Origin of the sequence: Pedobacter sp. 22163, assembly GCF_052045595.1 — a bacterium.
Taxonomy (GTDB): Bacteria; Bacteroidota; Bacteroidia; order Sphingobacteriales; family Sphingobacteriaceae; genus Pedobacter.
Genome location: NZ_JBQEPM010000008.1, coordinates 308445 through 323314 on the forward strand (window position 1 = coordinate 308445; position 14870 = coordinate 323314).

The 14870-nt window shown below is 36.8% G+C and carries 6 protein-coding genes; 1 reads left to right on the forward strand and 5 read right to left on the reverse strand.

All coding sequences use genetic code 11. The features are described 5' to 3' along the window. Window positions 1-21: 21 nt before the first annotated feature. The 5 genes from ACTJKN_RS21065 to ACTJKN_RS21085 form a co-directional block, all read right to left on the reverse strand. Window positions 22-1473 carry a SusD/RagB family nutrient-binding outer membrane lipoprotein gene (locus ACTJKN_RS21065; RefSeq protein WP_440827711.1) on the reverse strand — a complete coding sequence of 484 codons (1452 nt, stop codon included), beginning with the start codon at window positions 1471-1473 and terminating at the stop codon, window positions 22-24. A 23-nt stretch (window positions 1474-1496) separates the two neighbouring features. Then, entirely contained in the window at window positions 1497-4667 is a 3171-nt protein-coding gene (locus ACTJKN_RS21070) for a SusC/RagA family TonB-linked outer membrane protein (RefSeq protein ID WP_440827712.1), read from the reverse strand. Window positions 4668-5580: 913 nt separating this feature from the next. Beyond that, the gene (locus ACTJKN_RS21075; RefSeq protein WP_440827713.1) at window positions 5581-7092 is read right to left on the reverse strand and encodes a SusD/RagB family nutrient-binding outer membrane lipoprotein; all 1512 of its coding nucleotides are present in this window, start codon (window positions 7090-7092) and stop codon (window positions 5581-5583) included. Between the two features lie 17 nt (window positions 7093-7109). After that, window positions 7110-10265, reverse strand: a complete 3156-nt coding sequence (locus ACTJKN_RS21080) for a SusC/RagA family TonB-linked outer membrane protein (protein WP_440827714.1) — start codon at window positions 10263-10265, stop codon at window positions 7110-7112. A 399-nt stretch (window positions 10266-10664) separates the two neighbouring features. Beyond that, window positions 10665-13160, reverse strand: a complete 2496-nt coding sequence (locus ACTJKN_RS21085; RefSeq protein WP_440827715.1) for a M14 family metallopeptidase — start codon at window positions 13158-13160, stop codon at window positions 10665-10667. An 83-nt stretch (window positions 13161-13243) separates the two neighbouring features. On the opposite strand from ACTJKN_RS21085, the gene ACTJKN_RS21090 reads away from it, so the two are divergent. Continuing rightward, window positions 13244-14545, forward strand: coding sequence for a UDP-N-acetylmuramoyl-tripeptide--D-alanyl-D-alanine ligase (locus ACTJKN_RS21090; RefSeq protein ID WP_440827716.1), 1302 nt, complete (start codon window positions 13244-13246; stop codon window positions 14543-14545). Window positions 14546-14870 lie beyond the last annotated feature (325 nt).

Here is a 14870-nt window from a genome sequence, read left to right on the forward strand (position 1 = left end):
TTAAAATGCACTTAATATTTGTTATTTACCCCACCAAACCTTTACACTTGTTTTAATAAGCGGCTTAGGCTGATTTGGGTTTGCGTTTCCTTCATTTGAAGTATAAACATAACGCAAAGGAATTGCTCCATTGTTATCTCCAACAGCATTTAATGCAGGAGCTAATACTGGGTATCCGGTTCTTCTGTAATCGTTATAAGCTTCGATACCATTACCTACCCACGAAAGATATTTTTGAGTGATAATTTGTTTAAGCTTATCTGCATTTGTACCGCTTAAAGTAACAACAGTAGGGTTATCAGTAAAATATTGAGTAATTTCTGCTGTAGTCATTCCAGCTTTAGTCATCGAAGCTCTTATGCCCGCCTGATATAAGCTATTTGCATCACCAGCTGTACCTAACAATAAAGCCGATTCAGCTAAGATGAACTTTCCTTGGAAATTGGTTAACAACCTAACCGGCGCTTCACCCGCAGTACCAACCACGTATGTATTGTACATGGACCGTGTAGCAAGCGTTGGCGCAGCAACAGTAGAACCATTTTCGTAGGCAACAAATCTTGTACCTAGTGGCTTAGTATAAAACTTAGATAACCTAATGGTATCATTAACACTTTTAGATAAAGCTAACAATCTCGTACTTAACATTTCACCATTCTTAAAACTTCCAGAAATGTCTTGAACATACATTGGGTTCTGATTAGTAACAGCTGAGCTGAAAGGCACCATTAAATCATACTGATTATCATCAATATAACCATCAGCACTAGCCAGTACGCCATCAATCTGGGCTTTTGCCAATGTCGGGTTTACACCTGAAATCGTATTGGCGAATTTTAAGATTAAGCTATTTCCAGCTCTTTTCCATTTCGTTAACACACCGCCATAAATTAAATCATCGGTACCTGGTTTCAATGCTGATGTTTTGTTTAAATCAGCAATACCACTTTTTACTAAATCAAATAACGAAGTAATACCCAATCCAGAGTTACCTTGGTAGATGTCTGCTTGAGAATCATACCTTGGTGCCGCAAAATCTAATCCAAAACCAGCTTGCGAATATGGAACATCTCCCCAAAGATCTGTTGTTACAGAGAATATGTAAGCCAATTGAATTTTAGCAATACCTGAATAAGCAGGATCTGTAGCTTCAGATTGTTGAATGATAGTACGTAAGTTGTTCACACAACCCTGAAAAATTTCAAGATTCCATTGGTTATCAAACAAACCTGAGATATTATAACTATCGTAGGTTAAGTTTTGATTAGCTAAGCCAGCATTATACTGCATCAAAATAGATGCACATCTACCTAATTCATTTGCATTAGCCCATCCAATTCCGATAGACGTTGTTGGCAATAAAACTTTAGAAGGAACCTTTAACGCAGAGTTTGGATTCTGGTTTACATCTAAAAATTTCTTGCAGGATGCCATCGACAATACACATGCTGCAAATAATATAATTTTTTTCATATTTAAATATTTACGATAGTTAATTAAAAAGTTACTCTTAAACTAGCCCCGAAGTTTCTTGTATTAGGCGCGCTTTGAAGCTCTAAGCCTCTAATATTTCCGGCACCTTGAGTTGAGACTTCAGGATCGATAGGGCTATTTGGGGCATAATAATAAAGATTTCTTCCGTAAACAGTTAAGCGAATATTTTTAATCACGTTTGTTTTTAAAACTTTACCAGCTAAATCATAACCAATGGTAATCTCTCTTAAGCGGAAAGTTGTCGCATCATATACATTGAACTCACTTCCACCGATACCACCAAAACCTGCATTCCAATAAGTTTGTCCTGGAATCTGGATGTTGTTAGGAGAAAAACTTCCATCTGTGTTTTGGATAACTCCTGGCAAAATGTGTGGTTGTTCACGATCCTCAGCAGTGATTAATAATGATCCATTAGATCTTAACGTAGCTGCAGTCCATGAAATAACATCTCCACCTTTTTTGAAATCAACTAGTCCAGAGAAAATGAAGTTCTTATACCTTACTGTATTCGTTAAACCGGCAGTCCATTGTTTGTTTGGATCTGCAATAACTTGGTTTGGAATAGTTGCAGTACTGTAAAGACCTGTAGTTTTATCAACGATCAAATCGCCCGAAGGACTACGTGGATATTTACTACCCACAATTACACCATAAGCATAACCTTCATAAATAGTTGGGATCTGTCCAGTGAATGCATTACCAGCAACAGCAAATGAAGTTACACCTGGAGCAATTGAAACAACTTTATTTTTGTTTTTAGAGAAGTTTGCTGATATATCCCAACTAACATCTTTAGTTTTAATCGCTAAACCACTTAATAATAGCTCTATACCTTTATTAGATACTTCACCAATATTTGTTAAACGGCTACCGTATCCTGTTGATGCAGGTAATGCTACACTAACAATCTGGTTTTTACTACCTTGTTTATAGATTGTTGCATCTAAGTTAATTCTATCCTTAAATAAACCTAAGTTTAACCCAAATTCATAAGAATTAGTAAATTCTGGTTTTAAATCAGGATTACCAATCGAACTGTTTGCACCAAATCCTAATATAGATCCATAAGGGAAACTAAAACTTGCAGTATTATTTCCATAACTACCAGAAGAATAAGATCTAGCATCTAACACGTAAGGATTGGCATCTTTACCAACCTTAGCATAAGAAGCACGAATTTTACCCATGCTTAAAATGTCTGATTTAATTTTAAATGCATCTGTAAACACAAAGCTTGTAGATACTGATGGGTAGAAATAAGTGTTATTAGCAACAGGAAGAGTAGAAGACTGATCAAAACGCCCAGTCAGCTCCAAGAATAAATAGTTATTATATCCCAATGAAATCTGTCCATAATAACCTAATAATCTTCTTCTTGTTGTACTTTCACCAGAATTAGTAAAAACTTGTCCGTTTGCAACATTAGCATAGTCTGGGATAGTTAATCCAACACCTGATACTGTAGCATTTTGGAAATCTCTTTGGTTAATATTCTGCCCTAATAACGCTGTTGCATTCAACCCTTTTGTAAAAATATTTTGCTTTTTAGCTGTAATAAGTAAGTCACCATTTAACTCACTTCTAAAGAAGTTGTCTTCAGTTACGCTACCAGCAGAACTTGCTGCTTGAGTTGATCCGATTGCTACATAACGTTTACGTCTATCAGTATAAGTATCTAAACCTAAACGATAACTAACGTTCAACCAGTCTAAAACATCATAGCTTAAACTAACGTTACCTAAGAAACGAGAAACTCTACTTTTAAAAGAATTTTCATATGCTGCAAAATATGGGTTATCGCGACCTGTAACAAACCAGTTATTGGTACCATCAGCATTTTTATAATTGTCTCTGTAATAAGCTAAATCTGTTGATCTAGTAATTCCGAAAACCCCAAACATACTACTGTTTGCACCATTACCCTGAGTTGTAGCACCGTTTTGGAAAGTATTGAAATAATTTGCAGAACCATTAAGATTTAATTTTTTGGTTAGCTGAGAACCGGCACTAAACCTTAAATTAACTTTATCAAAATCTGATGCTGGCAAGATACCTTTCGTTGTTGAGTTACCCGCAGAGAATGCATAATTGTTTTTAGCATCACCACTAACTATTGAAATATTATTATCCCATGTATGACCTTCTGAGAAATAAGTATTAAAGTTATCTGGATAGCTAATATAGGGTAATACATCACCAGGTTTGTAAGTTACGCCATTAATTACGGGGTTTGTGCCTGCAGCAGCGATTAAACCATTTGCAACTGTCGGTGTTGTGCCAAATCTATTACCTAATGAAAATGTTGAGGTTGGAGAAAATACCCCACTAGAACCTTGTCCAAATTCATTTTGTAATTTAGGAAATCCATAAACATTTTGAACACCATAGGCAGAATTAACTGTAATGTCTGTTTTACCAGCCGTTCCTGATCCTTTTTTTGTGGTAATTATAATTGCACCAGCTGATGCTCTCGAACCATAAAGTGCAGCAGCAGCTGGGCCTTGCAGCACGTTTAAAGACTCAATATTGTTTGGATCAATATCCAAAGCGCGGTTAGCTGGCTGATTACCATACAAAGTATTGGTAGTTTGATCTACATCATTGCTAATCGGAATACCATCTATTACAAATAATGGTTGGTTTGAGCCAGATAATGAAGACATACCTCGTAAAATAATGTTAGTTGAAGAACCTGCGCTACCACTAGCGCCAGTAATCTCCACGCCAGCAATTTTACCTTGTAAAGCGTTAAGGAAGTTATTATCTCCTCTATCAACAAGTTGCTCGCCTTTAACATTCTGTGTAGAATAACCTAAGTCTCTTTTGGTTCTTTTTAAACCTAGAGCCGTTACAACCACCTCAGATAAATCTTTAGCATCAGGTACTAAAACCACATTTAAGGTATTACTTGTACCTATTTTTAAGCTTTGTGTGGCGTAACCTAAATAAGTAAATTGTAAAATAGCCGGTCCAGCTGGAATGCGAAGGCTGTATTTACCATTTGCGTCAGTCATCGCCCCACCTTGTATACCCTGAACCTTAACACTTACTCCGGGAAGGGGCAATTTGTCGTCAGACGAGATAACAGAACCAGTAATTGTTCGGTCCTGAGCCATCGCACTTATTGCGACAAACATCAATAAGAACAAACTTTGTAGAAGTTTTTTCATGAAATTTTAGTTAGTAAATTAAATAGTTATTTGAATTGATAAATATAAAAGAGTTTGCCAATAGTTTAACAAATTTTAACAAAACAAGCCACTATAATGACTTTGTTTTGACAATAAAACTGTCTGTTTAAAAAGGCGCATTGGGGAATTTTTCCTCAAATAATGAGGTATTTTGAGTACAAATAACCATATTTTACCTTATAATAGGCAATTAACATCAATTATAGCCATTAAAGACAAGACTTGTTTTTAGAAAAAATCATGCCATTTTTCCGAGAGATTTTCTTTCTTCCCCTCCTAGGCATTTAAAAACCAATTATCCAATTAAATCCTAAAGTAATGTCCATAGAACCGGTTCATTGCGGGTTTCTCCATCACAAGCGTGCCTGGCATACAGCCACCTTTTCTATCACCTAGAGTAGTTTACAGTACATTAGACAAAAAAGTAGTGGTCAACTCAGGGTACGAATGCGAGCAGAATTATTGGCGGATGAGAGATAATGATATTGAGACTTTTGTAAGTATACTCACCTCAATAAAGAATAGAATGCAGCTCTAAAAAGAAAATATCATATATCAAACTTGACATATACTACTAATTCAGCTTTAAGAATTCTATTGTGCAATTAATAAAAAGAAATATTTCCCTTAACAAGTATTTGATGATGTTATATCAAATTCAATCTTTTTTAAAATAAAATGGTAGTCTCAAGTGTTTTTTGACTTTGGCATCCAAATTAAATTTAAGGTAATTGACTATTGAATAAGACGGGCAGTTTTCAGATTGAAAACTGCCCGTCTTATTCAATAGTCCTTAATTAAAAAAGAGGTCTCAACGTTTGTTCTGTTTTAAAATTTCGAATTTAACTTTGAAACTTCTTGTTTAAAATATTATAAATGTGTTAGAAGAAAATTATGGCCTATCCCACCATACACGAGTGCTTAAAGCATCAGGACCTTGCGCTGCTACTGCAGCATCGTAATTTGCCTTATTTAAATCGCTTTCTGTTTTAGGATAAGCTTGTCTTCTTGGAATTTGCTTATCAGCATTTGCAGCATCAGGAGCAGGAGTTAATACTGGATAACCCGTTCTCCTCCATTCAGCCCAGGCCTCATAACCATTACTCATGTAAAAATTCAGCCATTTTTGGGTTTGAATTTTTTCCAACTTCTGATTATGTGTCTGAGCCGCTGTTAATAACACACTAGGCTGAGCTTCGTAAGTTAATTTATTAGCAGCGGTTATTGTTACCGCTGGCGTAGCAGCTGTTGAAACCTGAATAGCAGCCCACTGATCCATAGATGCGTCAATTCCTTTGATGTACCAATTGATCATTTCTGCATCACCTCCAGGTATCCATCCTTCTAACGCAGCTTCAGCCATAGTAAAACACATTTGAGAATAAGTAGTTAATTGCAAAGGGAAAACGTTACTAGATATAGCTCTTCCTAACAAAGCACCATCATCACCATAAGCAAATTGATCGCTAACACCGTATGGGATACCTTTATACACTGCAGGAGAACCTGCAGTTCTAGAAAAAATAGGCAATCTTGGATCTGCATTAGGAACCATCCTATTATCAATTACTGTTTGTGAAACACCATAGTCATACCGCCCATTTCTTGTATAATTGGTATACCATGGACTTTCATACGTTGAATTTCCTTGATAATTTATGATAGCATTATCCGCATTTGAAGTCATTAATCCAGCGGCCACGGCTTCCGCAAATGCAACTTTTGCAATGGCAACATCTTCTGTTTTCATCATCCTCAAAGCTACAATAGCCCTTAAAGAATTTGCCCATCGCTTCCATTTAAGGTAGTCAGTACCCACTGCCCCGTAAAGTGGGTCATTTGGCTGAGCAGCAACGATTTGTAGCGGCGCTTCTTTAAGTTCCTTTAATAAGTCATTATAGATAAACTTTTGTGTGTCAAATTTAGGTTGAGCATTCTCTAAACCAAGGCCAGCCTGTGTGTAAGGAACATTTCCCCATCTATCGGTGATCTGAAGCATCAAAAATGCCTTTAAGATTCGTGCATACCCAATTTGATTGGCATTTGTTCCATTATCCAAAACTTCTTTTAGCGATTTTGTAGCAGGATCCGTATTGAGTTTTATAATACGCTGTAGATCCTGTACTGGCCCAGAGTAGATACCATCATAAGAATACTGAATTTGTTGATACCTAGATTCATTCGTATAGATAAACTCAGCCATGTGCTGTACGTATAAAAGGCCAGCTGCTCCGTTTGGAATTCCCCTTGTGCCAATAACTGCACTAGCAAATAAATATTTTGTATTAGCAGCCAGCGGAGTATTAGGATTTTTATTTAAATCACCGAAGTCTTTTTTACAAGCAGAAAACAAGCTTGCACTAAGCGTGAACAATAAAATATATTTTTTAAATTGATTTTTCATTTTTCTTATCCTTTAAATTATAATGAAAATTTAACGTTAAAACCAACAGTTCTGGTTCCTGGAAGCTGAGCTGTATCAATCCATGAAGACTGTAGCTCCGTTGGATCGATTCCTTTTACTTTACTGTAAATTAACCACAAGTTTTGACCAATAACTGAAAAATCGATTCTTTGGAACGGTAATTTTTTGTAAAATGTTTTAGGAAGGCTGTAGGTTAATGATACCTCTCTTAATTTAATATAAGTTGCATCATAGATCCAGTTTTCGAAAACGTTTGATAATTTAGTTTCATAAAGTTCTCTCGCATCCACATAAACATTGTTTGGCAATCCCGTAGTTGCATTAACACCTTCTAATCTGATACCACCACCATTAGCTGGATCATCTCTTTTTGGATTACCTTTATCATTCAATCCCGCTGTCTCTTCTGATAATCCTGAACCAGCAGTAATCATTTTTGTTAATGACAATAATTTACCGCCATTTTGAAAATCTAGTGATCCTCCAAGCGTAAATTGTTTGTAAGTAAATGAGGTTGCAAAACCACCAGTAAATTTTGGCAAGATACTCCCTAATGGCATATTGTCTTGTAAAATATAGTATCCATCATCACCAATTAATTTGTTTCCATTCGCATCTTTTACAATTCCCTGTCCGTTAATAAACCCGGATGCTTCACCAACCTTAGCATTCAATGAAGCTGTCGGAGAACCCACAAATCCAAATGACCCAGCAGACCCATCAATACCACCTAAAATATTATCAACTCCTGGAGCCAAAGCAATTACCTTATTTTTGTTGATACCGATGTTGAAGTCAGCATTCCATGTAAAATCTTTGCTTCTAACCGGTGTACCGCCTAATGTAACCTCATAGCCATAGTTTTTGATGTTACCAGCATTAATAGTACGACCAGTGTAACCGGAAGATCCTGGAGTAGTAACTGTAATAATTTGATCTTTTGTCTGTCTTGTATAATAATTAAAATCAGCTCTTAAGCGATCTTTAAAGAACCTTACTTCTGCACCAAGCTCATATGCGGTAGATAACGCTGGTTTTAAGTCACCATTCGGAATGATATTCGCTACACTTTGAGATGGAAACACGGTACCACCTTTTGTATAATTTGTTGCAGCTAATGGGAATGTTGGGTCAATAGAATAAGCGCCAATATCTGTTCCAACACGAGCTACTGACGCGCGCAATTTACCAAAAGATAATGCCTTAAAATCTTTCGTGAATTCTGAGAAAATAAACGATCCTGAAGCACCACCATACCAGTATGAATTGTTATCTTTTGGCAATGTTGAAGTTACATCATTACGTAAGTTCAAATCCAGAAATAAATAGTTCTTATACCCCAATGTAGTATAGCCGTAGAAACTGTTTACCTTCCTTCTGGAAAAAGTGTTAGTTGCAGTTTTCTCATTGAGTGAGTTCGATACGTTATATACATTTGGTACAATAAACCCACCAACTGTACCAGTTGCAACGTTATTGTTGTCCTGGGTCATTAACTCTCCATATAAAGCTGCTTTTAAAGAGAAGGAACCAAATTCTTTATCGTAAGCAAGATTTGCTAAATAGTTAGTCTCAGAAAATTTTGTAGATGCACTGTTAAATGCAGGAGTATTTAATGTGAATGAAGCCGTTCTGCCATCCGAATTAACATTCGTTACATTGGTTCTTGCAATTACCGAAGCTTTCAAGCCCGAACCTATATCATAAGTAGCACTAGCACTACCATAAATTCTTTGGATAAAACTTTCAGATAAGTTTTTGTAAGCCTCTACATATGGGTTATCCCAAAACTGCGGTGTTAAATTTGTAGGACTTGTGATATTCCAAGTTGTGAAAGTACCATCTGGACGCTCATATCTTCTTAACTTTTCAATTTCGATATCTCTGTGAAACCATTGATTGAAAGATCCAGCCGTTTGTGTTCCGTAGCCCTCTCTAGGAATATTAAATCTTTTCTCGTAAACATAATTAAAGTTACCATTTACAGATAACCTTTCGCTTAGTTTAGTTGTATTGTTGAAAACAACCCAATTTTTTTGTTGACTCGAATTTGGCGAAACACCACTTCTCGTCAAATTGGTAAATGAGAAACGTGTTGTTGAATTTTCAGAAGCTTTAGATAAAGCAACTGATGTATTATTTGCTACACCTGTTTCGTAGAAATTCTTAACATTATCTGGCTGAGCAACATAAGGCTTTAATTGACCATATTCTGGATCAGTAGGATCAAACGTGTACCAAGGCGCATAAGGCTGTCCATCAAATTTTGGGCCCCAGCTTTCATCAATTGAAAAGCTATGGTATCTTGCTCCGTTAATAGCAGAAAGCGGACTTCCAGCCGGCGCAGTGTAGGTAAGCCAAGTTTGACCATTTCCACCGCCATATTCATTTTGATATTTTGGCAAAATGTAAACATTTTCGAAAGTTGTCGAATGGTTAACATCAACACCAATGCCTTCTTTTTTTGAAGCTTTTTTTGTAGTGATTACAACAGCACCTTCAGAACCGCGCTGACCATAAAGCGCTGTTGCGGCAGGCCCCTTTAAAACATTCAAGGTTTCTACGTCATCAGGGTTAATTCCATCTGCACTGGTAATTACACCGTCAACAACATAAATTGGGTTACCACCACCTAATGAATTAATACCACGAATACGGATGGTTGAAGTTCCAAATTTAGCACCGGAACCACCACTGATCTGAGTACCCGCAATTTTACCGGCAATAGCGGTATTGATATCAGCAATTTTGGTTGGACTGATTTTTTCAGCAGTTAATTGTTGCTGGGCTGTACCAATTGATCTTTCAGATCTTTTAACACCTAAAGCTGAAGTAACCGTTACTTCACTTAGCGTTGTGGCATCTGGCACCAAAGAAACATTAATTGAATTAGATGAAAGAGAAACGGTTTGGGCAACATACCCTAGATAAGTAAAAGTTAACCCGGTTGCCGCACTTGAAACTCGGATTGCGTATTTTCCGTCGGCACCAGTTACAGCACCGCCTTGTGCTCCCTTTACTTTAACACTTACGCCTGGAAGAGGTTTTTGATCATCCGAGGCAATAACTGTTCCTGTGATTGTTCTTTCTTGTGCCATCGCAGAAATTGCAACGAACATAAGTATGAACAAACTTTGTAGAAGTTTTTTCATAATTTAAAAAATAGGTTAGTTAATGATTCGCCTAATTTAGGTTATGAAAGTCAGGATAGAAAATTTTTTTTAACAAATTTTAACAAATCAACACAACAAACAATCAACCATCTGATTACAAGCAAATTACAGAATGTTAAATTTTATTCCCTAGCTGAGTTTGAATGACTTAAGCAACACATTATAAGTGGAATTTTATAAAAAAATGCTTTTTTAATGAAACAAAATGCACCTTTTGAACAGAAAGTATGTTTAGTTTGACGAAATAAGCCTGAGATTTTCTTTGTTAAGCCTAAAAATGATGTATATAGTTTATATGTAAAGTATTTTACATACATGTGCAAAAATCTATTCAGAAACAATACAAGCAGCGAGTATTTTAACAAAAAAGAAATCGTACTAATATCCGCAAAAAATTATATTCCCAAATAAGGTTTTTCCACCCTCCCAGAAGTTTCTAAACAGAGGGTCGTTAGCCAAATAAACTACCTTGCCCCGGCCGAAATCTTGTACACCGATTAAAAGCCCGGTTTTAAGCTCTTCCCTTGCTTTTTTACCAACTACACCGGCCATTAAGCTTTTTTCGTTAATTAAACCCACATTCCAACCCTTAACAAAAGGCTCATAAATTTTACGGTCTGTTTTTAAGCTGTAGTAGGTTTTGCCCAAACCATAGGAAAACGGGTGACTAGCATCGAGATTGATCCGATAAATTGCACCTGGTATGGTAGTTTCGAAATCATCTCTATCCTTATCCTTGAAAAGGAGTTTGTTTGCCTCTGGCTTTTCGTCCTTTTTTACAACCGCTTCCTTCTTTTTAATATCAAATCCTTTTTTCTCGAATACACTTTCGATGGCATCTTCCATCAAAATCAATCTTCCTCCTTTATTTAGCCATGCGGTTAAACCATCACCTATAAAAGCACTGTAACTTCCATCCGGTAAAATCAGGGTGTTTACCTTATTAATATCCAGGTTATTCAGATCCTTAGCATTAATAATACTTGGTGAAAGATTTAGATCATGTTCAAGAAAAAACCAAGCTTCGCCGAAAGCGAGAGAAGAAACCTCCATACCAGATACAATGGCAATTTTAGGCTGTTTTAACAACGGATAAACATTAGAACCAAAATCCTTTCCCTTTTCTACAAAACCACTGCTAATTGCCAGAATTGGTCTGTTTAAGGTTTTGGCGATCGATGCAACCTTATCTTTCGTTCCTTTGATCAGTTTTTCGTTTTCCGCCCTCAACACAATTAGGGTTCCGGCAGGATAGTCTTTACCATTAACAGAAAATGGCTGATCAGCCTGTCTAACTTTTATATTTTCTTTTTGCAACGCAGTTAAAACCTGAACGTCTTCGCTTGTTCCCCAACCAAACAACCAGGCTAGGGGCTTCTCAAGTTCATTACTGGTTATCTTTGGCTCTTCAATCCCCGAGAATTTTCCTTTTATACTTTCTTTACTGGCATAACCCTTTAACCCATACACATAAGGTAGGGCCCATGCTGTAATGTCATAAGTATTAGAGTCCGTTACAAGAGTTTGGGGTTCTAATAAAACGTTAGCTAAAACGGCCCTTGGCTGCTGAATATTAACAACTAAATCGTTACGGGCGATGCTAAAATTTTCTTCCTTTTGGGTATCATAGTCATAACCTCTTCCCGTTTTATCGCCGCCAAAAGCAAATTCGATTTTATTTTTGGTTAGCAGTTCCGCTAGTTTTTTTAAGCGTGACAAATTAGTCGCTTTTATGATATAGCTTTTATAAATGCCCGGACTATTGGTCAATTCTTGTTGGAAATATTTTTTATACTCCTCTAATAATTTATTATGGTTTAAGGAGGTTACTTCTAGGGTAGACATCCCTGTTGTAAAGTGATGTGCTATGCGGTCTTTTAAGGTCAACGTGTCGCCATCATTGGTAACCACCGATAACCCGGCCCGGATCCCACCTTGCTCGTAGGTCATACCAATTGATCCATTATATAAAGGATAAGTATCGCCATAAGATGGGTATAGTAAATCAAAACGCTCTTTGGTGAAGTATTGCCATCCTTCTGCATCGAAATACTTGGCGTTGTTTTTACCTACTACCACCTGGAAGCTTTTTTGCCAGGGCGTAACATCCTGGTGAACAGGCTCTGCTGCAGGAGCAAAATAGTAAGGCTCATTATAGCTTTGCTCATGAAAATCGACATGTACCTGAGGCATCCATTGGTTATATAACGCTAACCTTTGCTGACTTTCAACCTGGGTTTGCCAGGCCCAATCGCGGTTTAAATCGAAATAATAATGATTTGGCCTACCGCCTGGCCATGGCTCTATGTGCTCTCTTGATAATGGATCGGAATTGGGTGTTTTGCCTACTACGCTATTAAAATAATTTACATAACGGTCTCTTCCATCAGGGTTTAAACAAGGGTCAATCACGACAACTGTATTTTTTAACCATTCTATTGCAGGTTTATTATTACCCGAAACTAAGGTATAAAGCATCTTCATAGAAGTTTCAGTTGAGTTTGCCTCATTACCATGTACATTATAACTTAACCAAAGTATGGCAGGCTGATTTGTTAAATCGACGCTATTATTGGTACCTTTTGCCAAAGCTAAATTGTTATTCCTGACCTGTTCCAGTCTGGCTATATTTTCTGCCGAAGAAACAATTGCCACCATTAACGGCCTGCCTTCATTGGTTTTTCCATATTCTATTAACCTCATGTTTTTAGCAGAAGCTGCAGCGGTTTGTCTAAAATAATCGGCTACTTTATGGTGCGGAGTAAAGTGCGAACCTAGCTCGTATCCTAAAAAATCGTCAGGAGATTTTAGCTGGGCCTGTGCAAAAAAAACTGAACTAAGGGAGATTAGGCAGAACGTTAAGCGTCTTTTCATAGGAAATAATTTTACCTAATGTACTAATTTTGTTTTTTGTTGATGCGAAAGCTTAATTTTACATCATATTTTTTACCATAGGCATGATTACAACCCAAAGATTATACGATTATTACCTCGAAAACCCTGTTATTTCTACCGATACAAGAAACATTAGCCCGGGTTGTATCTTTTTTGCGCTTAAGGGAGATCTTTTTAATGCCAACGAATTTGCAGCTCAAGCTATTGAAAAGGGCGCAGCTTATGCAATTGTAGATGAAGAAAAGTATGCTAAAAATAGTAAATGCCTATTGGTTGAAGATGTATTAAGCACTTTGCAGGATCTGGCACGCCATCACCGAAAACAATTAAATATCCCGGTAATCGGTTTAACAGGCAGTAATGGCAAAACAACCAGCAAAGAATTGGTAAATGCTGTTTTAGCAGAACGATATAAAACCTTTGCAACATTCGGCAATTTAAACAATCACATTGGTGTTCCGTTATCTATCTTATCCATCACCGGTGAGGTGCAGATTGCGGTAATCGAAATGGGAGCAAACCATCAAAAGGAAATAGAACTGCTTTGTACCATTGCTCAGCCCACACACGGCATTATTACCAATGTTGGAATGGCACATTTAGATGGATTCGGCGGATTTGAAGGGGTAAAAAAGGGCAAAGCAGAACTTTATGCCTATTTAAAAGAAACCCATGGTTATACTTTTATCAATAGAGACAATCCATACTTGCTTGAAATGAGCACCGCTGCTGGCTTAAACAAACTTATTTATTACGGAACAGAAAATGGCAATACCATTAAAGGCGAATTAAAAAGCAGCGATCCATTTATCGAAGTGGACTGGACCAACCATGAAGTTTCATCATCAGTTAAAACCAATTTAACAGGAAGTTATAATTTCGAAAACATTCTTGCTGCAATCTGTATTGGCGATTTCTTTGATATGAGCCCCGAAGAAATTAATACTGGCCTTGCTAATTATCAGCCAAAAAATAACCGTTCTCAATTAACCAAAACAGAAAAGAATACCGTAATCTGCGATTTTTATAACGCAAACCCAAGCAGCATGACCGCTGCACTGAAAAATATCGCTGTATTATCAGCTGATCAAAAGATTGCCATTTTGGGCGATATGTTTGAGCTTGGGCCAGAATCGCTTGTACAGCATGAACTTATTGTGAAACAAGCCAATGAAAGCGGCCTGGATCAAATTATTTTTATCGGGAAGGATTTTTATTCATTTAAAGACAATTTCAAGGGCATATTTTTCGAAAGCCCGGCCGAAGCAGCGGCATATTTACAGGAAAACCCGGTTCAGAATCATTTGGTATTGTTAAAAGGATCGAGAGGAATGAAACTGGAGAATTTGTTACAGTATTTATAGCTTCAGTCTCTAGAGGGATGTCATAAGTTTAAACATAAAGGTTCTCATTCTGAGGATTAATTTTTTGTATAAAAATCAATATTAATAACATAGGTTTTTATCGTATTATAAGCTGCAAAGAATCGTCATTGCGAGAAGGCTTTTTCAGCCGACGAAGCAATCTTACAACGATCGCTACTAGCGTGCGCATTAAGATTGCTTCGTTCCTCGCAATGATTGTTATGACTAATCCAAGTTTTATGCTGCTATTTTATAGTTGTTTTTATAATTAGTTTTACTTTTAATGACGGCTGCTACTCTAAGCACTATTTTGTTCCTGATGGCA